29 protein-coding genes and 1 pseudogene are annotated in these 25,023 nt (G+C 33.9%); 14 read left to right on the forward strand and 16 right to left on the reverse strand.

Annotated features, from left to right (window positions below):
• The first annotated feature begins 201 nt into the window (after positions 1 to 201).
• The gene (locus H5T45_02425; GenBank protein MBC7128572.1) at positions 202 to 2,853 is read left to right on the forward strand and encodes a hypothetical protein; all 2,652 of its coding nucleotides are present in this window, start codon (positions 202 to 204) and stop codon (positions 2,851 to 2,853) included.
• On the opposite strand, the gene H5T45_02430 is transcribed toward H5T45_02425, so the two are convergent.
• The 5 genes from H5T45_02430 to H5T45_02450 form a co-directional block, all read right to left on the reverse strand.
• Entirely contained in the window at positions 2,854 to 3,147 is a 294-nt protein-coding gene (locus tag H5T45_02430) for a transcription factor S (protein ID MBC7128573.1), read from the reverse strand.
• 21 nt (positions 3,148 to 3,168) lie between these two features.
• Positions 3,169 to 4,632 (reverse strand): cysteine--tRNA ligase, encoded by a 1,464-nt coding sequence (locus H5T45_02435; GenBank protein ID MBC7128574.1) that lies wholly within the window; start codon positions 4,630 to 4,632, stop codon positions 3,169 to 3,171.
• A 36-nt stretch (positions 4,633 to 4,668) separates the two neighbouring features.
• Positions 4,669 to 5,697, reverse strand: a complete 1,029-nt coding sequence (gene hypE / locus H5T45_02440; protein ID MBC7128575.1) for a hydrogenase expression/formation protein HypE — start codon at positions 5,695 to 5,697, stop codon at positions 4,669 to 4,671.
• On the reverse strand, positions 5,690 to 6,628 hold the full coding sequence (gene radA, locus H5T45_02445; GenBank protein MBC7128576.1) for a DNA repair and recombination protein RadA: 939 nt from the start codon (positions 6,626 to 6,628) through the stop codon (positions 5,690 to 5,692). Before radA ends, hypE begins: the two co-directional genes overlap by 8 nt.
• Before the next feature lie 64 nt (positions 6,629 to 6,692).
• Positions 6,693 to 6,983 carry an IS6 family transposase gene (locus H5T45_02450; protein MBC7128577.1) on the reverse strand — a complete coding sequence of 97 codons (291 nt, stop codon included), beginning with the start codon at positions 6,981 to 6,983 and terminating at the stop codon, positions 6,693 to 6,695.
• Between the two features lie 283 nt (positions 6,984 to 7,266).
• On the opposite strand from H5T45_02450, the gene smc reads away from it, so the two are divergent.
• Genes smc through scpB form a run of 3 tightly spaced genes read left to right on the forward strand, consistent with a single transcriptional unit; the run spans position 7,267 to position 12,048 of the window.
• On the forward strand, positions 7,267 to 10,788 hold the full coding sequence (gene smc / locus H5T45_02455; protein ID MBC7128578.1) for a chromosome segregation protein SMC: 3,522 nt from the start codon (positions 7,267 to 7,269) through the stop codon (positions 10,786 to 10,788).
• Positions 10,785 to 11,570 carry a hypothetical protein gene (locus H5T45_02460; protein MBC7128579.1) on the forward strand — a complete coding sequence of 262 codons (786 nt, stop codon included), beginning with the start codon at positions 10,785 to 10,787 and terminating at the stop codon, positions 11,568 to 11,570. The genes smc and H5T45_02460 overlap by 4 nt, the downstream gene beginning before the upstream one ends.
• Entirely contained in the window at positions 11,560 to 12,048 is a 489-nt protein-coding gene (gene scpB, locus H5T45_02465; protein MBC7128580.1) for an SMC-Scp complex subunit ScpB, read from the forward strand. The genes H5T45_02460 and scpB overlap by 11 nt, the downstream gene beginning before the upstream one ends.
• Here scpB and rpl12p read toward each other — a convergent pair.
• Genes rpl12p through H5T45_02480 form a run of 3 tightly spaced genes read right to left on the reverse strand, consistent with a single transcriptional unit; the run spans position 12,045 to position 13,828 of the window.
• Positions 12,045 to 12,356: a 50S ribosomal protein P1 gene (gene rpl12p, locus H5T45_02470; protein ID MBC7128581.1), complete on the reverse strand. Its 312-nt coding sequence runs from the start codon at positions 12,354 to 12,356 to the stop codon at positions 12,045 to 12,047. The two genes, scpB and rpl12p, sit on opposite strands and share 4 nt — an antisense overlap.
• 3 nt (positions 12,357 to 12,359) lie before the next feature.
• On the reverse strand, positions 12,360 to 13,184 hold the full coding sequence (locus tag H5T45_02475; protein ID MBC7128582.1) for a 50S ribosomal protein L10: 825 nt from the start codon (positions 13,182 to 13,184) through the stop codon (positions 12,360 to 12,362).
• Entirely contained in the window at positions 13,184 to 13,828 is a 645-nt protein-coding gene (locus H5T45_02480; GenBank protein ID MBC7128583.1) for a 50S ribosomal protein L1, read from the reverse strand. Before H5T45_02480 ends, H5T45_02475 begins: the two co-directional genes overlap by 1 nt.
• Before the next feature lie 242 nt (positions 13,829 to 14,070).
• On the opposite strand from H5T45_02480, the gene H5T45_02485 reads away from it, so the two are divergent.
• Complete coding sequence (locus H5T45_02485) at positions 14,071 to 14,478, forward strand: DUF296 domain-containing protein (protein MBC7128584.1); 408 nt, start codon at positions 14,071 to 14,073, stop codon at positions 14,476 to 14,478.
• Here the strand turns inward: H5T45_02485 and H5T45_02490 are convergent.
• Together H5T45_02490 and H5T45_02495 are read right to left on the reverse strand one after the other, a co-directional pair.
• Positions 14,473 to 14,934: a ferritin family protein gene (locus tag H5T45_02490; protein MBC7128585.1), complete on the reverse strand. Its 462-nt coding sequence runs from the start codon at positions 14,932 to 14,934 to the stop codon at positions 14,473 to 14,475. The genes H5T45_02485 and H5T45_02490 overlap by 6 nt on opposite strands.
• 1 nt (position 14,935) lies before the next feature.
• Positions 14,936 to 15,364: an Lrp/AsnC family transcriptional regulator gene (locus H5T45_02495; GenBank protein ID MBC7128586.1), complete on the reverse strand. Its 429-nt coding sequence runs from the start codon at positions 15,362 to 15,364 to the stop codon at positions 14,936 to 14,938.
• A gap of 129 nt (positions 15,365 to 15,493) precedes the next feature.
• Between H5T45_02495 and H5T45_02500 the strand changes: the two genes are divergently transcribed.
• The 8 genes from H5T45_02500 to H5T45_02535 are packed head-to-tail and all read left to right on the forward strand — an operon-like array spanning position 15,494 to position 19,711.
• Entirely contained in the window at positions 15,494 to 16,171 is a 678-nt protein-coding gene (locus H5T45_02500) for a peroxiredoxin (protein ID MBC7128587.1), read from the forward strand.
• Positions 16,168 to 16,659, forward strand: a complete 492-nt coding sequence (locus H5T45_02505) for a ferritin (GenBank protein ID MBC7128588.1) — start codon at positions 16,168 to 16,170, stop codon at positions 16,657 to 16,659. Before H5T45_02500 ends, H5T45_02505 begins: the two co-directional genes overlap by 4 nt.
• Before the next feature lies 1 nt (position 16,660).
• On the forward strand, positions 16,661 to 17,041 hold the full coding sequence (locus H5T45_02510) for a desulfoferrodoxin (protein MBC7128589.1): 381 nt from the start codon (positions 16,661 to 16,663) through the stop codon (positions 17,039 to 17,041).
• Positions 17,041 to 17,625 carry an antibiotic biosynthesis monooxygenase gene (locus H5T45_02515; GenBank protein MBC7128590.1) on the forward strand — a complete coding sequence of 195 codons (585 nt, stop codon included), beginning with the start codon at positions 17,041 to 17,043 and terminating at the stop codon, positions 17,623 to 17,625. Before H5T45_02510 ends, H5T45_02515 begins: the two co-directional genes overlap by 1 nt.
• A gap of 4 nt (positions 17,626 to 17,629) precedes the next feature.
• The gene (locus H5T45_02520; GenBank protein ID MBC7128591.1) at positions 17,630 to 18,118 is read left to right on the forward strand and encodes a rubrerythrin family protein; all 489 of its coding nucleotides are present in this window, start codon (positions 17,630 to 17,632) and stop codon (positions 18,116 to 18,118) included.
• An 8-nt stretch (positions 18,119 to 18,126) separates the two neighbouring features.
• Positions 18,127 to 18,285 (forward strand): rubredoxin, encoded by a 159-nt coding sequence (locus tag H5T45_02525; protein ID MBC7128592.1) that lies wholly within the window; start codon positions 18,127 to 18,129, stop codon positions 18,283 to 18,285.
• Positions 18,282 to 19,436, forward strand: coding sequence for an FprA family A-type flavoprotein (locus tag H5T45_02530; protein MBC7128593.1), 1,155 nt, complete (start codon positions 18,282 to 18,284; stop codon positions 19,434 to 19,436). The genes H5T45_02525 and H5T45_02530 overlap by 4 nt, the downstream gene beginning before the upstream one ends.
• Positions 19,433 to 19,711 (forward strand): hypothetical protein, encoded by a 279-nt coding sequence (locus H5T45_02535; GenBank protein MBC7128594.1) that lies wholly within the window; start codon positions 19,433 to 19,435, stop codon positions 19,709 to 19,711. Before H5T45_02530 ends, H5T45_02535 begins: the two co-directional genes overlap by 4 nt.
• Here H5T45_02535 and H5T45_02540 read toward each other — a convergent pair.
• The 4 genes and pseudogenes from H5T45_02540 to H5T45_02555 all read right to left on the reverse strand — a co-directional run bounded on the left by H5T45_02540 (position 19,682) and on the right by H5T45_02555 (position 23,495).
• Positions 19,682 to 20,917 (reverse strand): pyridoxal phosphate-dependent aminotransferase, encoded by a 1,236-nt coding sequence (locus H5T45_02540; protein MBC7128595.1) that lies wholly within the window; start codon positions 20,915 to 20,917, stop codon positions 19,682 to 19,684. The two genes, H5T45_02535 and H5T45_02540, sit on opposite strands and share 30 nt — an antisense overlap.
• A gap of 11 nt (positions 20,918 to 20,928) precedes the next feature.
• Positions 20,929 to 21,600, reverse strand: a complete 672-nt coding sequence (locus H5T45_02545) for a diphthine--ammonia ligase (GenBank protein ID MBC7128596.1) — start codon at positions 21,598 to 21,600, stop codon at positions 20,929 to 20,931.
• Positions 21,597 to 22,583: an HlyC/CorC family transporter gene (locus H5T45_02550; GenBank protein MBC7128597.1), complete on the reverse strand. Its 987-nt coding sequence runs from the start codon at positions 22,581 to 22,583 to the stop codon at positions 21,597 to 21,599. The genes H5T45_02545 and H5T45_02550 overlap by 4 nt, the downstream gene beginning before the upstream one ends.
• Before the next feature lie 110 nt (positions 22,584 to 22,693).
• A pseudogene (locus H5T45_02555) lies at positions 22,694 to 23,495 on the reverse strand (IS5 family transposase).
• Positions 23,496 to 23,654: 159 nt separating this feature from the next.
• Here H5T45_02555 and H5T45_02560 point away from each other — a divergent pair.
• The gene (locus H5T45_02560; GenBank protein MBC7128598.1) at positions 23,655 to 24,080 is read left to right on the forward strand and encodes a 30S ribosomal protein S15; all 426 of its coding nucleotides are present in this window, start codon (positions 23,655 to 23,657) and stop codon (positions 24,078 to 24,080) included.
• Here the strand turns inward: H5T45_02560 and H5T45_02565 are convergent.
• Together H5T45_02565 and H5T45_02570 are read right to left on the reverse strand one after the other, a co-directional pair.
• Positions 24,077 to 24,799, reverse strand: a complete 723-nt coding sequence (locus H5T45_02565; protein ID MBC7128599.1) for a hypothetical protein — start codon at positions 24,797 to 24,799, stop codon at positions 24,077 to 24,079. The two genes, H5T45_02560 and H5T45_02565, sit on opposite strands and share 4 nt — an antisense overlap.
• A gap of 75 nt (positions 24,800 to 24,874) precedes the next feature.
• A partial coding sequence (locus H5T45_02570; protein ID MBC7128600.1) for a hypothetical protein occupies positions 24,875 to 25,023 on the reverse strand: 149 nt, incomplete at its 5' end.

Below are 25,023 nucleotides of genomic sequence, written 5' to 3' on the forward strand. Positions count from 1 at the left end.
CATTGCCTTAGGGCTTCATTATCCTGCATAGTAAAGAATGATGGCAATCATAATTTCTATCTTTTTCTTGTCCCAGCAAAAGATATTTTTTTCTAACTAATTCTATTAATTGGTGTAGCATTTCTTATTTTTTAAATTTTCAAATTCTTACAGTGCCACTATTGAGCGAAATTATTATAGAGTTGAAATTAATATCTATTCATGAAAAACAAAAAAATTGTTGTGATTGTAAGCGCTGTACTCATTGCAACAATTTTTTCTGGATGTATAGAGAGTGTTAAAGAGGTTGAGGGTTTTAATATAAAAACTGTTGAGCAATTAAGCTCGGAAAGAATTACTGATGAAATACCAGTAATAGTAGATGATGATAATCCATTTTATGCACTTATTGCAACTCCCGCATCCTTATATTATAATGGCTCTTCATTGCATGTTGCCCCTCTTTTAGTTGAAAATTTTGATAAACCATCAGGAGCTATTGAAAGATTTAAGAAAATTTATCCAGCGAGTTATAAAGAATTTTATGGAATAACAGCAGAAAATTTATCAATAGAGTTAAGCAAGTTATGGAAAAGAAGCGATGCAATTATGCTTATTGAAGAAAGTGAAAAAGGTTACAGCATGGGTGTTGTTGCGGTGCCGTTGGCTTGCTATTTGAATATTCCTGTTTTTGTTACAAATAATACCGATAGAATAAAGGATGATTTGAAAAGATTGAATGTAGAATATACTTTTGTATGCGGTGATTTGAAAGGTTATAAAACAACTTGGCGATTTAATAGTGTAGAAGAAATAAATGATTTTATGATTGAATTTTTGAAAACAAGATTTGGAGGGGTAAATTATATCACAATCACGAACCCAGCAGACACAAGGAGGGCGCAGGTATTAAACAGCACTACCTATGAATTTGAAAATGAGACATTATCTGCAAATGTTTTACTTGCTCAATCAATAAATGCGATATTAAATGGGTTTGCTCTTTTCTCATATAATCAATTTTTAATTCCAGATTATAAATATACACGCCTGAAAATAGATTTAATTAATGAAAATTCCGAATATGTAAGTGAATTAGGAGATGATTTAATATTATTAATTTATAATCCAGATGATGAAGTATATGTTTATACATCAACCGCAGCAGGCTTGCCAGAGGTGGAAGACGGGGATATAGTTGTGGATAAGGTTCATTATGAAACAATAATATATAACAAGCCAGGGGAATATTATGCAGAAGTTTTGGGGAGATGGGTTGCTTTTACAAGCGGAAAATATAGATTAAAGATAGATGTTGAAGAATTATCCCATCCTTATGAACCACTTATGAAAAATCTTTCATCGATGGCACCATATATAACCTCCTACCATAAAGGGATTGTCTTTGCAAAACCTGAATTTGCTTTTGCTGGAAATGAAGAGATTGGAATTGAAGGGGTTGTTTATCCATCAACAAATGAAAGGCTTGTTGAGCCATGCAACAGGCATGTTCTTGAAATACATAACCAGCTAAATAAAATTCTTTCAAAAATTGCAAATATATCAGATGAGAAAGAACTGAGAAATTTTTATGCAAATAATCCAATTTATATCGCAATAATGGCTGATCCAACAATGGTTCCGATGTTTTACTATCATAATCCAGATAGTGACAACATAATAGGAGTGCAACTTCCAAGCGATTTTATATACGGAAATATTGACCCAAATCCAGCAGATTTAGAAAATGATTCATTTACATATTATCCATTCCAGGAAAATGCTGTCGGAAGAATAACGGGATATGATGCCCAGGATTGCTCTGCTCTTATTGCAAGAACAATATTTTATAATGAGATAATAGATAAGCTTGGGGAATGGAAGAATAATGCAACAGTTCAAACAGGTGCTGGCTTGGAATTTCAGTGGATTCCTATCCTAACCTCTCTGTCAAATATCCTGAGTGGGGGGCATGAACCAACAAAATGGCCAACAGGAGAAAGTTTGTTTATAAATAAAAGATTAAGCAAAGATATGGAAGAAGGAGGTTTTGAAGTAAAAAGTACCCATCTTTTGGCATCGCAGAGAGAAGGTTTTAAGGATTTGGCAAGCTATACAAGCAGATTTAATATATTATTCCCGAACCTTATTGAATTTATAAGTGGTGAAAGAGTGGTTAAAGGAGGAGAATATCAGAGAAATAGCAATCTTATTTTTGTATTTAATCATGGAATTTATTATCTCTATGAATCAGGTGATGTTATTCTCGATTCCCTCGGTTTCCCACCTGTGACATGGACATCGAGATTTATTTCATTTGCTTCAAGTGGATTAACAAATCATGGAGCATATGCAGTGAGATACATTGTAAATGAAGAATATGGACCAAGTATTATTTTTGTTGAAAGCTGTATTGTGGGAAGAACAGATGGATTGCTTCCAGAGAATTGTCTCACCCAAGCATATTTACATGCAGGAATTAATGCAATTGTAGCATCTACAAGGGTTACTGCGGATCCAGGCTATATAGAACCCGGTCTAATTTTCAAGGGATTTGGAGCAAAAGGTTTTGTAAAAGCACTTATAAAATATTTAATAAAAGGTGAATTTCCCGAACCACATTTCGGTGCAGTCATAGCGGAAGATTTTATCCTAAACTTAAATAATAACGAGACGGTTGGGGTTGCCCTAAGAAATGCAAAGAATTCATATCTTCCAAAAGATGCAAATTCAACATTCCTATGGACTCCTCCTCTCACAAAAGCAAGATACGAAAGTGGGGCATATCTCGATAAAAAATATGTTTGCCTTAGAGAATTCAATTTATATGGTGACCCAGCTCTAAATCCATATCAGCCAATAAACAAGGGTTAATTAGTATTCCCTCCACCTGTTGTTGCATTTTGTGCATATATAAATCCTCGTCTCTGGCTCGTCTGCCGCCCTCGTCTGGCGCAGGATCCAGTATGCTTCATTATTCCCGCATTTAGGACATATTGTAGAGATTTTTGGTAAAAGAGATATTTCTTCTTCAATTACAATTGCATCGCTTTCCCTTCTTTTTGATACAACTTTTTTATTTTCCTTTTTTTGTGAGTGACCGCATTTTTTGCAGATCAATTCATCCCCTTTTGGATACATTAATGAGCCGCATTTCGGGCAGAGCATGCCTCAGAAGATAATTTTACTTTAAATTATTTTCCATTTTGTTTCTTTTCCTATATCTTCAAGCTCAATGCCCACATTTCTCAAGTCATCTCTTATTTCATCCGCAAGCTTATAATTTTTATTTTCCCTTGCTTCCTTCCTTATTTCAATAATTTTTTCTATTATCTTTTCGCTCTTTTTCTCTTTAATACCATATCTCTCAGCGAGAAGCAATAAAGAGCTTTCATCAATTTTTCTTTCTTCCTTAAATATATTTAATACGCTGGCAATACTTAGAAATTCATCAAGTGCAAATCTGCAAATCTCTTCCTTTGGTTTTTTTTCTTCCATCAAAAATCTATTTGTCGCTCTTACAAAATTGAAAATTTCCTCTACTGCTTTTGGAGTGTTGAAATCATCATCCATTGCCTTTTCAAAATTCATTTTTATGTTTTTTATTTCTTCGAGATAATTTTTCTCTTCCTTACTTAAATCTTTTTTCCTTAATTTTTTACTCTCGCCCGCAAACTCGTCCAGTTTTTCTTTCATATAAATAATCTTCTTAAGAGAATTTGATGCATTTTCAATTCCTTCCTCACTGAAATCTGCCGGGCTTCTGTAATGATAGGATGCAAAAAAGAAGCGTAAATTGTCTGCTCCCCATTCATCTATTGCATCTCTCAGATTTATTATATTTCCTAGAGATTTACTCATTTTTTCTCCTCTTATTTTTAAAAGCCCGCAATGAAGCCAGTAATTAACAAATCTCCTTCCATAAAATGCTTCTGATTGAGCAATCTCATTTTCATGGTGAGGAAATATTAAATCTTCCCCCCCGCCGTGTATATCAATTGGCACACCAAGATATTTTGAACTCATAACCGAGCATTCTATATGCCATCCTGGTCTGCCATCACCCCATGGGCTGCGCCATTTTGGCTCGTTTGGTTTTGCTGATTTCCAGAGAGCGAAATCTTCCTTGTTTATTTTTCCTTCGCCACTAACTCTTGCGCCCGCCATTATCTCCTGCATATTCTGCCTTGATAAAATTCCATATCCCTCAAATTTTTTAACACTGAAATAGACATCTCCATCGCTGAGATATGCGTATCCCTCATCAATCAATTTTTTTATGAAATCTATCATATCTTCAACATGCTCTGTTGCTTTTGGGTAAAAACTTGCTTCCCTTATTCCGAGCTTTTTCATATCCTCAAAGCATCTTTTTGCATACATATCCGCATATGCAGGTGCCGGCATGCCTGCTTTATTTGCCGCATCTATTATTTTATCATCTATATCAGTTATATTCTGAACATAAAAAACATCATATCCTTTATATTCAAGATATCTCCTTATTATATCAAATGCAACATATGTGCGTGCGTGTCCTATATGGGCATCGCTATATGTGGTTATTCCACAAACATACATTCTTACCCTTTTTCCTTCTAGAGGAATAAAAATCTCTTTTTTTCTGCTGAGGGTATTGAATATTTTGAGCATGAAATAAAATACTGATATTTAAAAAAACTTATGCATTCAGCATATTCTCGGTATTATCTCTCCAGTTGGCATCTCAAGAATTCTCTTGCCCCCTACTCTTGTATTTAAAATTACATAATTTCCATTACTTACCTCCCCTATTATTTCCGCATTTCTCCCATATTTATGCTTCCTTATTGCTTCAAGAACATCCTCCGCCTGCGAAGCCATCACTCCTATAACCATTTTTCCTTCATTTCCAACTGCATATGGGTCAATTCCAAGCATCTCGCAGGCGGCGAGTGTTGCTTCATTTATTGGTATTTTCTCCTCTTCAATATTAATTCTAACTCCAGATTTTTTTGCCATTTCATTAAGCGCGCTTGCTATCCCCCCTCTTGTTGCATCTTTTGCAGAAACAATTCCTCCAGCCTTTAATGCTTTTTCAATTAGTCCATAGAGAGGGGCAACATCTGATTTAACCTTTCCTTCAAAACCATATCCTTCTCTTTTTGAAATAATTGCAATTCCATGATCAGCAATTGTTCCAGTTAAAATTATTTTATCTCCTTCTCTCAAGCATGAATCAAGAAGCCATCTATTTCTCTTTGTTATTTCAAAATTTTCATCAAGCAGTTTTGTTGCCTTTCCTATTGCTGAAGTTGTTATAATCATATCCTTTACTCCCCCCCTCTCAACAACTTTTGTATCACCAGTAACTATCTCAACATCTCCTTCAATTGCTGTCTTGGATATGCTTTCAAGAATTTTTCTATATTTTTCTATTTCAAACCCTTCTTCCATAATCATTGCAAGAGCCATTGCAACGGGCTTAGCTCCAATAGATGCTATATCATTTATTGTGCCAGCGACCGCAAGCTTTCCTATATCCCCACCAGGGAAAAAAATCGGCTGAACAGTATGGCTATCTGTCGTAAAAGCAATTTCATCAAAAATCGCTGAATCATCCATTTCCTGTAATCCCACCTCTGCCTTCCTATTTTTGAATTCTTTAATTATGAATTCCTCTATTAATTTAGCCATTTCCCGCCCGCCAGCGCCGTGTGAGAGTTCTATTCTATGCATCTCTTATTCCTTCCTCCAAAACAGCAAATACAACTTCTCCTTCCGGGAGGTGTGGTGAATCTATAAGGCGTGCTATTCTTTTTCCACCTTTTGATTTCCTCAAATAAAGTCTGAACATTGCTGTATGCCCTACTATATGACCTCCTATTGGTTGGGTTGGATCACCAAAAAATACATCAGGGCGGGCTGCAACCTGATTTGTTACACATATAACAGCGTTATTTATTCTTGCAAATTTTAGTAGCGTATGCATGTGTTTATTAAGCTTTTGCTGCCTTTCTGCTAGCGAGCTTCTCCCAATATATTCCGCTCTAAAATGTCCTGTTAATGAATCAACAACTAAAAGCCTTACATTGTGCTCCTTAGCTATCTCATTTGCCTTCTCAACCAGCATCATCTGATGATTTGAATTGAATGCGGTTGCAACATGTATCTTCTTCAAAGCTTCTTTTCCATCCATTCCATAACCACTTGCCATCTGGATTATTCTTTCTGGACGGAATGTATTTTCTGTATCAATGAAAATTGCCTCTCCATCCAAGCCACCCTCCTCTTCCTTCAGCTGAACATTTACACATAATTGATGAGCAATCTGTGTTTTACCGGAACCAAATTCTCCAAAGAGTTCTGTTATTGCCTGCGTCTCGAATCCTCCACCTAGCAATTCATCAAGGCTTTTTGAACCAGTTGTAAGATGTTTTCTTTCCTTCAATCTTTCAAGCAATGTATCACCTGTTTCAAATCCTCCTACATCCGCTTTTTCTCTAGCTGCCTGTATTATTTTGAGGGCTGTTCCTTCGCCAATTTCAGCTATTTCTGCAAGCTCCGCAGGAGAAGCAACCGCAATTGCCATCAAATCATTATAACCTGCTTCTTCAAGCTTTTTTGCGGTGGCGGGCCCCACACCCGGTAAATCTTCAAGATCAATCATATTATCAAATTTCAATACATAGCAGATTTATAAAAGTTATCCCAATTCTGGCATATGGGGACTGTCAACTTAACACCTCCAGATTGTAAAGACAAGCCCAAGCCACACTCCACCGTTTCCAGAATCTTTTAACTCTTGCCTTGAATAAACTATACCATCCTTCTATAGCATTTCTTTCTCCAAATGTTTCATGCTTGTATTTCAATCCCAATCCCTGTAATGCCCACCTATACCATGGTCCTTTATCAACCAGTATCAATGGTTTATTTTCACACACATCTAATACTTTCCTGAGAAAATAATAGGCATCAAAGGATGTTCTTGTGGTGGAAACATGAACTGCAACATGGTTCATCATCAACATCTATTGCAGTCTCTTCTTTTTAACAATAAAAAAATCCTTGCATTTGTGATACATTTTCTTACTGCTTCATATGAAAATATTTCAAAATCTCTCAGAATTTTGCTGGTTTTTCTGTAGGATAGTCCAGCAAAATATAGAAGAATGGCCAGTGCCTTTATTTTCCAATCTTTTCTTTCCTCAAACCATTTTCACTTTATATTTTTTTTAAGTTAACAGTCCCGATTGTAAAAATCATTAATGTTATATATATCTAATTAATTAGGATGGGGAAGGGATGTATATAAAATGCATTACGCTTGAAAACTTTAAATCATTTGGAAATAAAATTAGCATACCCTTTCTTCCAGGATTTACAGCTATTACTGGCCCAAATGGCTCAGGAAAGTCAAATATAGTGGATGCAATACTTTTTTTGCTGGGCATAAGAAGCCCGAAAATGATAAGAGCGGAGAGACTCGTTGATTTAATATATAAAGGAAACAAGGAAGCAAATTATTGTAAAGTTTCAATCGTTTTTGACAATTCATCAAGAAAAATACCAGTTGATAGTGATGAAATTGTTCTTACAAGAAAAATAAAAATTTCCCCTTTGCCAGATAATCCATCAAATTTTTACAGCTATTTTTATATAAATGGAAAATCAGCTTCACTTAATGAATTCGTTGATTTGCTTTCTTCTGCCCATATTTCCCCTACCTGTATAGTTCAGCAAGGGGATGTAACTTCAATAGTTGAGATGGGGGATTTTGAAAGGAGAAAATTAATAGATGAAGTTGCGGGGATAGCCGATTTTGATAGAGATATAGAGAAAGCAAAAAGAGAAAGAGATGAAGTAGAAAAAAACATGGAACATATATCAATTGTCCTAGATGAAATAAAAAAGCAGTTAAGACAGCTTAAAAAAGAGAAGGATGAGGCAATAAAATATAAAGAAAAAGTGGAGGAATTTAATAAAACAAAAGCAATGCTTTCCTATAAAAAGAAGATTGAAATAGAAAAAGAGATAAAAGAGGTACAGAAACAGATAGATTATTATGAAAAAGAAAAAATAAATAATGAAAAAGAACTTTTTGAGTTGAAGAAAAAATATAAGGAAAAACAGATATCTTTCCAGGAAATAGAAAATAAATTAATGGAGTTGGGCGGCGAGGAAATTTTAAAAATAAAGGAAAAAATAGATTTTTTCAGGGAAGAAAATATAAAAGCAAAAGAAAAAATAAATTATTACAGGAAAGAAATTGCTGAGAAAAAAGGAGAAGCAGAGCAGATAAAGGGATTAATTAATAAGATAATAAAGGAAGAAGAAAAATGTGAAAATGCAATAGAAAACATTAAAAAGGAAATCGAAAAAACAGATAAAGAAATCTCTTTAAAAGAGAAGGAAGTTTCCCAGATAAAAGCAGAAATTGAGAAAACAGATGAAAAAACAGTCTCTTTGAGCAGAGAAATCGCAAAAATAAAAAAAGAAATAGAGAAGGCAAAAGAGGATATGCATTCATTACTACTTGAAAGAGATAGAACGGTTCAGAAGAGAGATGGATTATCAACAAAACTCAACGAATTAATGAATATCAAAAACAATTTTGATATAGAACTCAAGGAATTAAAAATGGAAATTGGGGAGGCACAGAAAGTTGAAAAAGAAAGAAGAGGCAGAAAGGAGCAATTAGAGAAAAAACTTTTCGAAAAAAAGAAGGAAGAAGCAAGCATTGGAGAAAAACTGAGGGAAGTTGAAAGAGAAATACTCAGATTGCAGAGAGAGTTATCAAAGCTCAAGCTAAGCGAGGATATATCATTTTCACCCTCAACAAAAGAAATTTTAAGGCTTAGGGATGAAGGTATAATAAGGGGAATACATGGTAGCATAGCCGAACTTGTAAAGGTAGATGATAAATATAGGAAGGCAATAGAGGTTGCGGCGGGCAGGCGGGCGGAGGCGGTGGTGGTGGAGAACGATGAGGTTGCGGCGAAGTGCATTGACTACCTTAAGAAAAATGATTACGGAAGGGTTACTTTTTTACCTTTAAATAAAATGGTTGCAGGGAAGCCAAGGGGGAGGGCTTTGCTTGTTATAAGAAATGAAAATGTTCTTGGTTTTGCAATGGATCTTGTATCCTATGATAAAAAATATGAGCCAGCGGTTTGGTATGTGCTTGGTGACACAATTGTCGTGAATAATCTTGATGCTGCCCGCTCATTGATGGGTGGCATAAGAATGGTAACTCTTGATGGAGAACTTATAGAACCTTCGGGAGCAATTACCGGAGGGAGCCTTCCAAAAGGAGGACTTTTTGAAATGTGTGATTTGAAAAAAAGCATGGAATTGAAATATAAACTCAGTGAGTTGAGTAGGGAGCAGGAAGAGCTAACCGATGCATTTATAAAAATAAAGGAAGAAATTGGAAAAATAGATAATGAATTAAAAATTTTGCCAGATTATAAACTAGAGGAAATTGAAAAATATGAGGTAAGGAAAAGAGAAATAGAAGGTAAATTAAAGGTAATAAATGATGAATTAAGGAAATTGGAGAACGAATTAAATGAAATTAATAGTGTTATAATGGACTATGAAGGGAAGATAAAGGAAAAACAGAATGAAATAAGTCAGCTTGAAGAATTAAGGAAAAGGAAGGAAGAGGAAGTCATAAGTATAGCAAGTGAGGAAAAAATCAAGAAAATAAATTTTCTAAAAGAAGAAATTGAAAAATTAAAAGAAGAAAGCAGAAATCTTATTGCTAATTTAAGAGGGAAGGAAAAAGAAAGGGAGGTTATTTTATCTCAGAAAAATGAAATAGAAAGAAGGCTCGGTGAAAATGAAATAAAATTAAAGGAAATGGAGAAAGAATTAGCTGAAGAAGAGAGGAGATATGATGAAAGTGGTAAAGAAATAAAGGCATATGAAGAAATTGAGAAAAAAATTATTTCAAAAACAAAGGGTTTGAGTGAGGAAAGAGATAAACTTTATAAGGAAATTGTTGAAATCGAAAAAATAATTGATAATTTATCAACAAAGATGGAGGCAACAATTGATATAATATCCAAAACTAAAGCAAGATTACCATCGCTTGAAAGTGCTCTTTCTGAGATAATGGATATAAATTATGAATTTAAGGAAGAGGAAATTTTATCAATCGATGAGATAAAAAAGAGAATGAAGGAATTAGAAGAAGCTATCCAAAAGATGGAACCTGTTAATATGAAAGCACTCGAGGAATATGAAAAACAGGAAGAAAGAAAGAAAAAATTTGAAGAAGATTATAACAGACTTAAGGAGCAAAGAGATAATCTGATAAAACTTGAGGAGGAAATAAAGAATAAGAAAAATAAAACTTTTTATGAAGTATTTAATGAAATAAGAAAAAATTTCATAAAAATATATAGTGAGTTGAGTGGTGCTGAAGGTGATTTAATTCTACAAAATCCAGAAAATCCATTTGAGGGAGGATTGACAATAAAGGTTAAGAAAAATGGAAAAACAATGAGTTTGTACTCTCTCTCGGGTGGAGAAAAAAGCATTGCATCTCTTGCATTTATATTTTCGATGCAGGCATATGAGCCCTCTCCCTTCTATATTTTAGATGAAATTGACATGTTCCTTGATGAAAAAAATGCAGAAAAAATAGCAAAAATGATTCTTTCAAATTCTTCCTCTGCTCAATTTATTGTTGTATCTTTGAGAAGAGTTACAATAAAAAATGCTAATCATATTTACGGAGTTACCATTTCGAATGGTGTATCAACAATTGTAGGGAATATAAATATAAAAGAATTGGAAAAAATGGCGGAAATAAAATGAAAGAAGAGTTAATAGACCACATACTGAAAAACAGGGAAATGTTCTACAATAAAAAAAATATTCAGAACTATATAGAGATGATAGAGAAGAAAGTATTCATTAAAAATCCTTTTGATAGGATTATAGCTATACTATTTGAGCTTGTTATTGAAAATGAAATAGACCCATTAAATGTTGATTTAATATCTTTTTCAAATTTATATATGGAAAAAGTAAGGGGGGAAGAAATAAATCTTTTTGTTGTGGGAAAAATAATTTCTATGGCATGGAAAATTTTAAGATTGCAAAGTGAAAGGGTTATAGAAAGTATAGAGAAAAAAGAAGTTGAGATTGATGTACCTGACTGGTATGGAGATGATGAAATATTCTATTACACCCAGAAGGTTATTAATGATGAAATCCCACTTGATTCCAAGATAAGAAGATGTCCTTCTGTCAGAGTTACAATATTTGACCTTATAAATGCGTTTGAGGAAGCAAGAGAAGAAATTGAAAAAAGAGGAAAAAACAGAAAAACAGTTGATAACAGGACAAATAATTTATCGCCACCCAGGGAACATATACACAAGGAAGATATTGAGGAAGACATAAAAAAATTGATGGAAAAATTAAGTAAGTTAAATGGAAAAGCAATTCCTGTTAAGAATCTTTGCTCCCGCAAGGAGGATATTGTATCTATACTCTTACCTCTGCTCTTTCTTGCCAAGGAAGGAAAAATAGTTATATGGCAGGAGAATTTTCCGTTTGGAGAAATATATATAAGGATGAAACATGGAAGTTAAAAAGATTATAGAGGCAATAATTTTTGCATCTGGTAAACTGGTAAGCAAAGACGATATAAAAAAAATTTTTTTGTTTAAGGAAAAGGAAATAGATGATGCAATAATGCAATTAAAAGAGCAATATAAAGATTCAGCAATAGAAATTATTGAAAGCGAAAACAGGTATGCAATGCAGGTTAGGGATAAATATGTTGAATATACAAAAAAGTTTGCACCGATGGAAATACCAAAAAATTTACTCAAAACTCTTTCAATAATAGCATATCATCAACCAATAAAGCAATCTGAACTCAGAAAAATTGTAGGAGAAAAGGTTTATGAACATGTTAGAGAATTGCAGAAGAAGGGCTTCTTAAAGTTAAAAAATCAGGGAAGAACAAAAATAATAGAAACCTCCCAGTTTTTCTATGACTATTTTGGCTTCGATAAAAAAGATAAGGAAAAAATAAAGAAGTCACTGTATGAGAGAGTTTTTTAGCCAAAAAGTGCTCCCAAACCTGCGGCTATTTCTTCCTCACTGACTTTCTTTTCCTCTTTCTTTTCCTCTTTTTTCTCTTCCTTCTTCTCTTCCGGCGCCCCTGCTGCTGGCATTGCTGGCATCACTGGCATTGAAGACGCTTTTGATATTATTTCATCTATGTTTACTCCTTCAAGAGAAGAGATTAGCGCTTTTATTTTTGCGTCATTTATTTCTACGCCCGCAGCCTGAAGCACCTTTTTCAAGTTATCTTCGTTTATTTCCTTACCCGCTGCATGCAAGAGCATTGCTCCATATATATATTCCATTTTTCAACCTCCGATTTTATTTTCTAATGCTTTAGCATGTAAATACGCTCTATTTATAAATGCTTCTATTGTTTTCCCGCTATATATATTTCTTTCTATTGCCAGATGATATGCTGAATTATATGCCTTTATTATAATTTGATTTATGGCATCCCTTGCAGGATAGCAGATTTCAACAGCAATATTAATTGCATTTGCAACACATCTTTGTATTTCCTCAAATATTTTAACGAGATCAACAGCAAGTATATCAGGTGTATAAATTATACCATTTTCAATAAATGCATTTATTTTTAGTCCTATCTCAATAGGCTTTATATCAAGCTTTCCAAGAACCTGAGCAATTTGTGGGGAAATAACTTCTCCTTTTTTAACAAGAACAACATCCTTTTCTATAACTACCTTGCCCTCTCTTATAGAAGCTGGTATGCCAGATTTTTGAAGCTCACCAACTATTGGACCTGGCTTGAAATTTGTCTCACCTTTTTTTATTATTATATCCTCGCTTGCAATTTCCCCTCCTTTCGCTGGTGCTTTAGTTCTTGCGCTTTCTATGAGCTTGTAAAGTTTAAAAGGATTAAGATTTGAGGCGATTATCGCACTTTCGCTTTCAATATAATCAGCGAGTTTTCCACTGCCGTTTGAGAGAGCTCTTTTTATGAGATTATTTTTAGATACCCTTATTACTGCCTTTCCTCTCAAACTTTCTCTTATTTTTTGCATCTGATAAGCAGGTATTCCTCTTATCCCCACAATTCCAACTACCTGGTATGAGGATATTATATTTTTGATTTCCTCTACTTCCTTTATTTTCCATTCAGCTGGCATTATATCACTCTCACAGGCAGACCCATTGTTGTTTTTATATAAGCCGAAGAAATATTCATTCTACCTCTTTCAAGTTTTCCCTCAATCCTGTGTAATACTGTTTCTATATTTTCTGCTATATCTTCGACTGGCATATTTTCTTTTCCTACCAGACAATGAATAACTGGCTTATCTTTCGAGCGTATCCTTATGCTCCTCCTCAACTTCCCCACAACCTCACCTATATTTACTTCTGGGGGGACTGGTTTTGGCATCTTCCCGCGGGGCGCAAGTATTTTACCCAAGCTTCTTCCTATGAGTGGCATAAGTGATGCTTCAGCTATGAATAAATCATATTCCTCCGCAAGACTTTTTGCTTTCTTTTTATCTTCCGCAAGCTCCTTTATTTCATCCGACATTATAACCCTATCCGCCACCTCTCTGGCTTTTAGAGCAAGTTCTCCTGTAGCAAAAACAGCAATTTTTGCATCTTTGCCTCTTCCTTTTGGAAGCTCTATTTCTTCATCTATTCTATTCTCGGGCTTGCTCAGATCCAAATCTTTTAGATTTATAACTAAATCTACTGACTGAATAAACTTCCTCTTTTTGTTATTCTTTTCGTCTATTGCATTTTTTACAGCTTCAACTATTTCTTTTGATGGCATAGTTCTAAAAGGCAATAACTTTTTATTATATAAAGGTTATTTAATTACCCTTATTCAAGCTGAAAAAAAAAGAAAAAAATATAAACAGATTATATTTTTGTATTATGCCTTGTGCAAAGAAGGGAAAAAAGGAAAAGAAAAAGAAAAAGTAGGGTGAAATAACTCATATTAAAAATTTCTTTTTTGTTTTAGATATTTTGTCTTATCAAAAAATTATTTATTTTTATTTTGCATTGAAAAACATGTATAAAAGAGAAGGTAATTTTATAATTGCAAAATTTGTTGATGGGGAAATAATTGAAAATTTTAAAAAATTATGTAAAGAAGAGAAAATAGATAGTGCTTTTATAATAAATGGTATAGGGATGCTTGAAGATGCTTTGATTGGATATTTTGATGGAGAAAAATATATCAAGGAAAGGATACATGAGCCTGTTGAACTTGTATCATTGCAGGGAAATATATGCATGATTGAAAATGAGTATGTAATTCATGCCCATGTTGTTCTGGGAAGAAAAGACCACAGTTTAAAAGGAGGGCATCTTTTTGAAGGAAAGGTAAAAATTGTAAATGAAATTATTATTTATGCACTTGAGAAAATAAAAATAAAAAGAAGGAAAAAGGGAGAAATTATGGAAATGGAGTTATAGACCATCCATAAAAAATTCCTGATGGTCAAACCATATGCCGGACTTGTGTAGATAATTTCTTTCTGCTTCAAGCAATTCTTTATGCATTTCTTCTTCTTTTGCAATATTATTAAACAACTCTTTTAATTTGGCGTCTTTGGCATTTTCACTTGCTCTTTTAAAATAATCATGAGCTTTCTTCTCGAAATCTATAGCATACTCGAGCGCCGCATACTCACCCGCCCTTGTAGAGAAATCAATTTTACCAAAGATATTGTCAATATCTATCTCCTTTTCAGTAAAATCTCCGAAAATATCTTTTGCAATTTCTCTGAATTTTTCCAGATGCCTTATCTCATCCTCAGCAAGTTTTTCAAACATTTTTTTACCATATATATTTTTGCAAAGAGAAGATGCTTTTTTATAGAATGCATAACCATTCTTCTCTAGCTGAAGGGCGATATTTATTTCTTCCATCTTACACCTCTTTAACTTTTTCAAGGATTATGGCTGGACATAGTCTTTTTATTCCATCTATTTTTCCTATTCTTGTTAATAGCTCGGAAAGCCTTCTTCCATCCCTAGCCCATATCTCCGCCATAATCATGTGGTCACCAGTTGAAATGCTTACATTTTTTGCCTCATCAATTTTTGATATTTCATTTGCTACTTCAAGAAGTTTTGTTGGCTCGACATCAACTCCAAGAAGGGCAATGCTGTTGTAACCTATTTTTTTTGGATCAACCACCGCAACATATTTCTTTATTATACCATTTTTTTCCAGATTATCTACTCTTTTCCTTATTGCCCCTTCACTAAGCCCCAATTCTTTTGCAATTTTTGTATATGGAGTTCTTGCATTTTTTTCAAGAATTTCAATTATTTTTTTATCTTTTTCGTCTAACATACAAATCTCTCATAAAATACCAATTAGTATATATTTTTTATGTTTTTTAAAATTTATCGTAAAAATTTTTATAAAAAATTCCCAAAAAATTTATATAATCGTAAATTATTATATAGCTGGTGATTAAAAATGGAAGAGAAAATTCCTCTAATAGGAGAAAGGTTTCCGGAAATGGAAGTGCAAACAACGCAAGGAAAAATAAAATTACCAGATTTTTATAAAGGAAAGTGGTTCATTTTATTCAGCCATCCAGCGGATTTTACTCCAGTATGCACAACTGAATTTGTTGCATTTCAGTTAAGATATGAAAAATTCAAGGAAATGAATACAGAACTAATAGGGCTTAGCATAGACCAAGTTTTCAGCCACATGAAATGGATTGAATGGATAAAAGAAAATATTAAAATAAACAATAAGCCAGTTGAAATAAAGTTTCCAATTATAGCAGATTCATCTGGCGAAGTTGCAAAAAGATTAGGGATGATAAGCCCGTTTAAAGGCTCAAATACAGTAAGAGCAGTTTTTGTAGTTGATAACAATGGAATAGTAAGAACAATTCTATATTATCCTCAGGAACTGGGAAGGAATATGGATGAAATTTTGAGAATAGTAAAGGGATTGCAGACAATAGACAGGCAAAAAGTGGCATTGCCCGCAAACTGGCCAAACAATGAAATAATTGGAGGCGACGCAATTGTGCCACCGCCCGCTGATGAAAATGCTGTTAAGGAAAGGCAAAAGATGGCTAAGGAAGGAAAGATAAAATGTTTTGATTGGTGGCTTTGCCATAGGAAGGTGGAAGAATGATTCCAGACAGGGTTTTAAAAATGCTAAATGCTCAGATAAATGCGGAGTTTTATTCCGCCTATCTTTACCTTTCAATGTCAAACTATTATGAATCAATAAATCTCAGGGGATTTGCTAAATGGATGAGGATTCAGGCAAAAGAAGAGATGGGGCATGCAATGAAAATATATGATTATGTTATTGCAAGGGGAGGGAGAGTAAATCTTATGAAAATAGAAAAGCCACCCCAAGAGTGGAATTCTCCACTTCATGCTTTTGAAGAAGCATATGCCCATGAAGTGAGGGTAACAAAAATGATAAATAATATTTATACTGCTGCGATGGAGGAAAAGGATTATGCAACAACTTCAATGCTGAAATGGTTTATAGATGAGCAAGTTGAAGAAGAAGCTTCTACAAATGAAATTGTTCAAAAAATAAAGATTGCTGGCGAGGAAAGATTGTTTTTGATTGATAGAGAGTTGGGAAGCAGGAAAGGAGGTGACTGAAATGGCTAATAGATATGAAGTATATAAATGTGAGATATGCGGAAATGTTGTTGAAGTTCTTCATGGAGGAAAAGGACAGCTTGTATGCTGTGGGCAACCAATGAAACTTATGGAAGCAAAGAAAGAAGAGCAGGGATATGAAAAGCATCTTCCAGTTGTGGAAAAAATGGGAAATGAAATTATAGTTAAAGTTGGAAGTATTCCCCATCCAATGGAAGAAAAGCATTTTATAGAATTGATAGAGATAATTACAAAGGATGGAAAAATAATGAGGAAATATCTAAATCCAGGCGAAAAACCAGAGGCAAGATTTCTGTCAGTGGAAATAAAGGAGGCAAGAGAATACTGCAACATTCATGGTTTATGGGCAAAGGCGATTTAATGGAAATAATAATTGATGTTAGAACAAGAGAGGAATATGTTAAGGAACATATCAAGGGAGCGATAAACATTCCTCTTTACGATTTAAATTTTTACACTGATTTCTTAAAAGGCAAGAAAATAAAGTTATACTGCGACAGCGGTCATAGGGCTGGGCTTGCAAAAAAACTGCTGAAGAGAGAAGGTATTGAAGCTGAAATTATAAAAACAGAAGAGAGGAAAAAATACAAAAAAGAAAAGGGAAAAATAATATGTGCATTGAATTATGTTTTTGTAAGAGAAGGAATGAGTGAAGATTTTGAAAAAAATATTAGCGAGCTTTGTAAAGCAACAGATGAGATGCACGGCTTTCTTGGAGGAAAACTGCTAAAAATTGACGGCATATCCTCTGCTGGGAGTGGGCTAAAAGGTGATTTAAGAAATGAGGAGATAAAACCCTTGAAATATATAATGATTACTTATTGGAGTAGCAAGGAAGCGCACGAAAAATCTCACAAAACAGAATTATTTATTAAGGCATTTGAAAAAATGAAAGAATATGTTGCGATGATGCCATATGAAGAATTTTATGAAATTTTGAGGTAATAAGATGAAAAAAATGACTGAAAAAGCTTTAAGTGATGCTTTTGCTGGCGAATCAATGGCTCATATGAAGTATATGATATTCAGCGAGATGGCGGAGGAGGAAGGATATAAAGATATAGCCCGCCTTTTCAGGGCAATTGCATTTGCAGAAAAAGTTCATGCAAGAAACCATTTAAAAAGCCTTAAAATGATAGGAAAAACACAGCAAAATCTTGAATTTGCGATAAACGGTGAAAAATATGAAGTTGAAGAAATGTATCCCGCATATTATGCAATAGCAAATCTGCAGAATGAAGAGAATGCAAAAAAATCAATTGACTACGCCCTTAAAGCAGAAAAGATTCATGTTAAATTATATGAGAAAGCTAAAAAAGGAGAAATTGAGATAGACGAAATATATATATGCCCAATTTGTGGTTACACTCATGTTGGCACTCCTCCAGAAAAATGTCCTGTCTGCAAGGCAAATAAGAAAAAATTTAAAAAATTTTAGGTGATAAAATGAAGAAATATAAATGTGTTGTATGTGGATATATATATGATCCAGAAGAAGGCGACATAGAAAATGGCATCCCGCCAGGCACCCCATTTGAGGCTCTACCCGCCGATTGGACATGCCCAATCTGTGGGGCGGGCAAGGAAGATTTTGAAGAAATATGAGCAGAGAGATAAAAAAGGATATATATTATGTGGGGGCAATTGACTGGCATCGCAGGCTGTTTGATGAGCTTATCCCTTTGCCAGATGGTACAACTTATAATTCATATTTGATAAGAGATGAAAAAATTGTTCTTATTGATACAGTTGATCCTAAAAAAGAAAATGAACTGGTTGAAAACCTTGAAGAAATAGGAATTCATAGAATAGATTATATCATTGCAAACCATGCAGAGCAGGATCACTCTGGTTCCCTGCCAGCAATAATTTCAAGATATAAAGAAGCGAAGATTTTAACAAATGAAAGATGCAAGGAATTTTTGAAAGATTTGCTCCTTATACCTGATGAAAGATTTATTACGATTAAAGATAAACAGGAAATATCAATAGGACATAGGAAATTGAAATTTTTCCTTACTCCATGGACCCACTGGCCAGAGACAATGATTACCTATGACATGGAAGACAAAATTCTTTTTACATGCGATTTGTTTGGCTCACATCTTGCAACGAGCAACATCTTCTCCAGAGATGAAAAATTATATTCAGCGGCAAAAAGATATTATGCAGAGATAATGATGCCATTCAGAAATAAAATAAAAGATTATATTTCCAGTATAGAAAAAATGGATATTGAAATAATTGCACCGAGCCATGGTCCAATATACAGAGAACCAGAATTTATATTAAATGCTTACAAGGAATGGGTTTCAGATAATGTAAAAAATGAGGTTGTTATAGCTTATGTTTCAATGCACGGAAGTGTTGAAAAAGCGATTTCTCATCTTACAAATGAATTGATAAAAAGAGGAATTGAAGTCAAGCCTTTTAATCTCACAAAAACAGATATAGGCGAGCTCGCAGTTTCACTTGTTGATTGTGCAACCCTTATAGTTGCATCTCCAACAGTGTTGGGCGGCCTGCATCCCGCAGCCATGCATGCGTTGTATCTTGTATCGTTACTCCGCCCCAAGGCAAGGCATCTATATCTTATTGCCTCATATGGTTGGGGAAGCAATGTGATGAAGCAGTTGGAAAATATGGGAATAAGACTCACTGGCTCGTTGATAATAAAGGGCTATCCCAAGGAGAAGGATCTGCATGCTATAAGAGAAATGGCTGAGGAAATAGAAAAGAAGCATTCTGGATTATGAAGCCTGAGGGACTAAGAGCAATAAGCAGAAAATTTAACAGACAGAGGGCGCCTGAATGCCGTGCAAAAACAATAAAAAATGAAGAAGATAGGATGGTTGTTGTTTTTAGTGGAACTGCAATTTTCTCCTGTTGTTTTGACGAACATTTTGAAGACTACAGACAAATGCTGAAGGAAATAAATGAAAATTATGAAATTGAAAAGGTGATAAAATATAAAAATTCCTTCATTGTTCTATACAAAAAATTATCTGATGCAATTTGCAACCCTCTTTAAACCTTCCTCTATTAAATTAAGATTTTCAACAAGCGGACCATAACTTATTCTTACTCCTTGTTTTAAGGTATCTCCAAAGCCTTTTCCTGGAATAAAAAGAACGCCTGTTTTCTTTAAAATTCTCTTTACAAATTCTTCTCCGTCTTCATTTACTTTCATAAGGGTATAAAGCCCTCCCTGCGGCGTGAGGCATGGCATATTCAGATATTCTTTTATGCAATTAACGGTGACTTCTGCCGCCTTCTTATAATCATTTTTTATCTTTTCTATGTATTTCTTCAAACTTTTATCTTGTATTGATTTTTCGATGTATGAGGTAAAAGCCATTTGATGCATCGTATCAGGGCATAATATCGTGCATTGCTGAACCCTTTCCATCGCCTCAATCACTTCTTCGTTTGCAATGAGCCATCCCAATCTTCTTCCCAGTCCGCGCCCCCATTTTGAATTGCTATGCAGTGCAATTAACTCAGGATAGTCCGATGGGCCAAAGGAAAAGTAGGCTGGAGGTTTTATAAAGCACTGTGTTTTGTATGCATAATCTATTATAAGATAAGTTTTGTTTTCATGGGAAATGTCCAAAATTGTTTTTACAAATCCGTCACTAAAAACCTGTGATGAAGGATTATCGGGGGATGGAAAAATAATTAATTTTGGCTTCTCTTTATAGTAGATATCCTTAAACTCCTCAGATAATTCATAATCTGGCTTATATTTCCATTCCTCTTCATCAAGAACTTTAAGTCTTATTATTTTTGCATCTTTATTTGCTAATTTTATCTGCCCGTTATAATTTGCATATGTCGGGTCAAAAATTAAAATTTTATCTTCCTTATCAAGAAGCGAGATAAATAAATCATGGGCAAGCTGGGTTGAAGACTGCCCGACAATAATATTTTCCTTTTCAGTTTTAACATCAAATAGCTCCTTTTCCATTTTTGAAATTGCTTCCCTGCATTCATCAAATCCAAGAGTAGGACTGTATGCTCCCGATTCATGAAACTTTTTTCTGTCTTGGCATATCTCCATATACTCCTCCCTTAATATCTCAGGTGAGTGATGTCCTACCCATCCCCCTCCAAAAGAAATTACTTCATCAGGGTCAAGCCCCATATTTATAATATTCTGTCTGCTGGCCATTTTCATTATCTGGCGGATAGGCGACGGCTCGTTAATCATTTCCCTTACAAGGCTGGATAAATACATAATGCTGTATATCAAATGCAATTATATTTTTTTTGTAACCTTATTTTCTTTATTTCATACACTTTCTTATCACCAAATGACTTTATTTCCGCATCAACTATTTCAATTCTATATCTGTAAATAGGGCAATCAACAACAAGTGTTTCATATTCTCCTCCTTCCCCGCTTATATTTACCCCGTATTTGGTGCTCAATTTCCTTAATTCATCTATAAATCTTTCATCTATAGCCCTCCCAAGAAATCTCTCGTCCATACCTTCTGCGGCAGTCGCAACAACAACACAGGAAAATCCCGCATTTATGATTTCATGAAGCAAATTCTCCTGATTCTTGCCCCATAAAGGAGCAAATGATTTGATATTCAATTCTTCTGCAACTTTTTCTATTCTTGTTTTTTGATATTCGCTTTCTATTGCGCCATACACAATTCCTTCAACATTTGCTTTTTTTATAGCTCTTCTTAAATCGTCAATCTCATCACCTGAGCCTTTTTCAAAAATAAGAGGAATACCCGTTGATTTTGATATAAAAGGAATAATATCGATATTTTCTACATGGTACATCCATGAAAAATTTCTTGCTTTAATTGTTATAAGACATTTTATATTCCATCCATAATTCATTGCAATATACATTGCATAAATTGAATCTTTTCCTCCACTTACAAGGCATCCAACATTCATCCTAAATCATGCTCATCTTTTATATCCCCAAATATTTCTTCTATAAGATCTTCCATTGTAACAAGTCCAAGAATTTTTCCATCAATTGACTTAATAATCGCCATATGTGTTTTTCTTCTCTGCATCTCTCTTAGAATATCATCCGCATTCATATAGGGATCAATCTTTATTATATTTCTGGTTATTTGCTTAATTTTTGTATTCTTATCAATTGAAAGGGCATAAATAGCGTCTTTTACATGAACCATTCCTATTATATCATCTTTACTTTTTCCATAAACTGGAAATCTTGAATACCCTGTTTTTAAAAATTTTTTTAGGAAAGATTCCACTGTTTCATTTTCACTGACACTTACTATTTTATCAGGTGGTATGCATATTTCTTTGACTTTTGTATCATTGAAATCAAAAATCTCTTCTATTAATTTCTTTTCATCTTTTTCTATTGTTCCGTTCTTCACACCTATATCAAGCATTATTTTTATTTCCTCCTCATCAACTTTTGATTTTTCATTTTCCTTTTTAATTATTTTTAAAATCATTTTTGAAAAAGAATGCAGGATTTTTGCTAACGGGTAAAAAATTTTTCTTATTAAATATAAATGTCTCGCTATCCTTATTGCGAATTTGTAATTATTAACACCGAATGCTTTTGGCAGAGCTTCTCCAAAAACTATTACAAAAAATGTCATCAAAGCAGTGATTGCTCCTATACCAAGACTTTTAAATAAATTTGCAGATATTACACCGGCAATAACTGAAGCAGTTACATTTACTATATTGTTGCAGATTGCAAGCGAGTTTATAACTTCCTCTGGTTTTTCAAGCAGTTTTTCAAGCAATATTGCCCTATTATTGTTTTTGAGTGCCTCGCCTTTTATTCTTATCCTGTCAACTGATACAAAAGCCATCTCTGCAGCAGAAAAAAATGAAGATAGGGCGAGTAATATGAATACAGCCATTGCAAGCATCAACCACAACATTTTCTTCTGATAAAAAAGGAATTATATAACTTTTTTGTTTTGTTGTGCTGTGTTGAACAATTAGTGGAGGCAAGGAGTTTCCACTAAATTTTGAAAAAAACCGAGTTTTTTTACAAATTGATGAGCATGGTATAGAACACAAATTTCATTTTTGTTTCCTGAAACATGCCTTTAGTAGTTTTTGCTTTTGTTGTTTCTCCAAATATTCGTTTCACTCCTGAGAAAAATGTTTCTGCAGCCCATCGTTGTCCATATTTGTATTTATCTCTCAATCCCTCATATCCAAGTTCTTTTCTTTCTCTTGTACATCTGGCTCTCGCAGGACAACCTTTTGCTTTTGTGGAAGCATTTTCTCTTGTTTTGATGATTGGCTCTATTCCCTGCTTTTTTAGATAACTAAAATTCTTTCTGCTATCATAGGATGCATCCCCATATATCCCTTTATTTTTTTATTGCCAATGGTTCTCTTTGCTTTCTCTACCAATGGCTCCAGCATTTCTCCATCTGCTGTTCTCTCGTCTGTTATTTCTAGAGCCAGCAGGTTTTTTTGTTTTTACATCCACAGCAATATGCACTTTAATCCATCCTTTTCTTACTTTCCATTTATGACGTATCCATTCTCCTCTGCTGGGGACTTTCATCCCTGAAGAATAGTATCTGCCTTCAGCTTTGGATATATTCAGGGAGCTTTCTCAAAAATCCTTCCATCTGGCGAAATGGAAGAAAAGCGATGTGAATGAAAGCAAGAAATATCATGAAAGACTCTGGAAATTTATATGGTCTTCCTCTCTTTTTATAATTCATTTCATCAAGTTCTTTATCCCATGTTTCCATAAAATCCAGAGAAATATACATTTCTCCTCTCCTCACCAATTGTTCATTATATTCTTTCCAATTTCTCTCGTCTGGCATCAATATCCCCTCTTATAGAAATGCTGCAAAAATAAAAAATTTTTACGATTTATTCAACACAGCCGTTTTGTTGTGTGTGCCTTTAAATTAATGAAAAAATTGAAAGGCATTAATTTCTGTATTCGCCAATCTTTATATATTAAAAAATAATTAATCCACATGGCAAGAATGCATGCAAGAAGAAAGGGTAAATCTGGCTCAAAAAAACCAGTGGAAAGAATTCATCCTGATTGGAGTTTAAAACCAGAGGAAATAGAAGAATTTATAGTAAAAATGGCTGAAGAAGGTAAAGAGCCTGCCATTATAGGTCTTATTTTAAGAGATGTTTATGGCGTACCTGATGTAAAAGCAGCTGTTGGGAAAAGAGTTACTGATGTGCTTGAGGAACACAAAATTTTATCCCCTCTGCCAGAGGATTTGACAAATTTACTTGCAAAAAGAGAAAATCTAAAAAAACATTTACAGGAACATAGGAAAGATTTACATAATCTCAGGAGACTACACCTCATAGAATCAAAAATAAATAGATTGATTAAATATTATAAGAGAGAAGGAAGAATTCCCGCGGACTGGACATATTCCTAACCCTTTTTTTGAAACTCAATTGCCTCTTCTAAACTTATTTCCCCCATAAGGACTTTTTTTGCCAATTCTTTTGATATAGTTATATTCTTACTCTTTAATCTACTTATGTGCTGGATATTTTTTATTTCTCCTTCCTTTGGTTCAACACGCATCTTATACCTTATCTCCTTCCCTGGTGCCATTGCTATTTTACAAGCAGAAATTGTATCATCGTCGAAAGATTGAATGAGCGATTCATCAACTATCTGAATTGAAAGATTTTCTTCCTGAAGTAAATTTATTATTCTATTTCTGACCAAGCCACCGCCATTTCCTATTTTTATTGTTATTTTTTCGGGCGGCACCTCATTAATAATCTCCTTGATAGATAAAATTACTTCTTTGGGATCTTTTACAACAAACTTTTTTATAAGCGTATTCCCTCTATAAACAGCCAGGCCTATTTTTTCTCCGGGATCTATACCAAAGAGTAGAATACCATTTTTCGATGCACTAAGGAGAGCTTTATCAATAAGTTTATCTATACTACACCCTTCCTCATAGCAAACAATTTTGTCAAATTTTATCCTTGATTTTTCTTTGTCTGATGTTATTATGACATCTATGCCATCTGGTATATTGTCATCATAAGAAAGAGTGATGAAAGGTATTTTTCTTTTTTTAAGTACATCAACAATATCGTAGTAAAATGAAAAATTTTCTGTTATTAACCCTATCATCCAGATTTATATTCTTCATATTATTTAAATCTTTATTTTTGTGGATTCTCCTCGAAATGAATGATATCTCTTATATCAAAATTTTATAAGAGCATATAGTCTATTTTGTCCAAGCTCTAAATTTATATCAGCTTTCATAGCTCTATTTTCATCTCCTCTTACAAAATTATAAATTATTCTCCTAAGACTAAGAAAAGCATTCGCTGAATCAAAAGATTTGAAGG

It is taken from the genome of Thermoplasmatales archaeon, assembly GCA_014361245.1.
Lineage (GTDB): Archaea > Thermoplasmatota > E2 > UBA202 > JdFR-43 > JACIWB01.

Bases quoted from the DNA above. Each gene is read 5' to 3' on its own strand.
- H5T45_02490 (MBC7128585.1), bottom strand. From the start codon at position 14,934: ATGGAAGAAATAAATATCGCCCTTCAGCTAGAGAAGAATGGTTATGCA.
- H5T45_02450 (MBC7128577.1), bottom strand. From the start codon at position 6,983: ATGAACCATGTTGCAGTTCATGTTTCCACCACAAGAACATCCTTTGAT.
- H5T45_02515 (MBC7128590.1), top strand. From the start codon at position 17,041: ATGGAAATAATAATTGATGTTAGAACAAGAGAGGAATATGTTAAGGAA.
- H5T45_02525 (MBC7128592.1), top strand. From the start codon at position 18,127: ATGAAGAAATATAAATGTGTTGTATGTGGATATATATATGATCCAGAA.
- rpl12p (MBC7128581.1), bottom strand. From the start codon at position 12,356: ATGGAATATATATATGGAGCAATGCTCTTGCATGCAGCGGGTAAGGAA.
- H5T45_02485 (MBC7128584.1), top strand. From the start codon at position 14,071: ATGTATAAAAGAGAAGGTAATTTTATAATTGCAAAATTTGTTGATGGG.
- H5T45_02565 (MBC7128599.1), bottom strand. From the start codon at position 24,799: ATGATAGGGTTAATAACAGAAAATTTTTCATTTTACTACGATATTGTT.
- H5T45_02505 (MBC7128588.1), top strand. From the start codon at position 16,168: ATGATTCCAGACAGGGTTTTAAAAATGCTAAATGCTCAGATAAATGCG.
- smc (MBC7128578.1), top strand. From the start codon at position 7,267: ATGTATATAAAATGCATTACGCTTGAAAACTTTAAATCATTTGGAAAT.
- hypE (MBC7128575.1), bottom strand. From the start codon at position 5,697: ATGCATAGAATAGAACTCTCACACGGCGCTGGCGGGCGGGAAATGGCT.
- H5T45_02475 (MBC7128582.1), bottom strand. From the start codon at position 13,184: ATGCCAGCTGAATGGAAAATAAAGGAAGTAGAGGAAATCAAAAATATA.
- H5T45_02460 (MBC7128579.1), top strand. From the start codon at position 10,785: ATGAAAGAAGAGTTAATAGACCACATACTGAAAAACAGGGAAATGTTC.
- H5T45_02425 (MBC7128572.1), top strand. From the start codon at position 202: ATGAAAAACAAAAAAATTGTTGTGATTGTAAGCGCTGTACTCATTGCA.
- H5T45_02530 (MBC7128593.1), top strand. From the start codon at position 18,282: ATGAGCAGAGAGATAAAAAAGGATATATATTATGTGGGGGCAATTGAC.
- H5T45_02510 (MBC7128589.1), top strand. From the start codon at position 16,661: ATGGCTAATAGATATGAAGTATATAAATGTGAGATATGCGGAAATGTT.
- H5T45_02550 (MBC7128597.1), bottom strand. From the start codon at position 22,583: ATGTTGTGGTTGATGCTTGCAATGGCTGTATTCATATTACTCGCCCTA.
- H5T45_02500 (MBC7128587.1), top strand. From the start codon at position 15,494: ATGGAAGAGAAAATTCCTCTAATAGGAGAAAGGTTTCCGGAAATGGAA.
- H5T45_02560 (MBC7128598.1), top strand. From the start codon at position 23,655: ATGGCAAGAATGCATGCAAGAAGAAAGGGTAAATCTGGCTCAAAAAAA.
- scpB (MBC7128580.1), top strand. From the start codon at position 11,560: ATGGAAGTTAAAAAGATTATAGAGGCAATAATTTTTGCATCTGGTAAA.
- H5T45_02545 (MBC7128596.1), bottom strand. From the start codon at position 21,600: ATGAATGTTGGATGCCTTGTAAGTGGAGGAAAAGATTCAATTTATGCA.
- H5T45_02520 (MBC7128591.1), top strand. From the start codon at position 17,630: ATGAAAAAAATGACTGAAAAAGCTTTAAGTGATGCTTTTGCTGGCGAA.
- H5T45_02535 (MBC7128594.1), top strand. From the start codon at position 19,433: ATGAAGCCTGAGGGACTAAGAGCAATAAGCAGAAAATTTAACAGACAG.
- radA (MBC7128576.1), bottom strand. From the start codon at position 6,628: ATGATTGATCTTGAAGATTTACCGGGTGTGGGGCCCGCCACCGCAAAA.
- H5T45_02430 (MBC7128573.1), bottom strand. From the start codon at position 3,147: ATGCTCTGCCCGAAATGCGGCTCATTAATGTATCCAAAAGGGGATGAA.
- H5T45_02540 (MBC7128595.1), bottom strand. From the start codon at position 20,917: ATGTATTTATCCAGCCTTGTAAGGGAAATGATTAACGAGCCGTCGCCT.
- H5T45_02435 (MBC7128574.1), bottom strand. From the start codon at position 4,632: ATGCTCAAAATATTCAATACCCTCAGCAGAAAAAAAGAGATTTTTATT.
- H5T45_02495 (MBC7128586.1), bottom strand. From the start codon at position 15,364: ATGTTAGACGAAAAAGATAAAAAAATAATTGAAATTCTTGAAAAAAAT.
- H5T45_02480 (MBC7128583.1), bottom strand. From the start codon at position 13,828: ATGCCATCAAAAGAAATAGTTGAAGCTGTAAAAAATGCAATAGACGAA.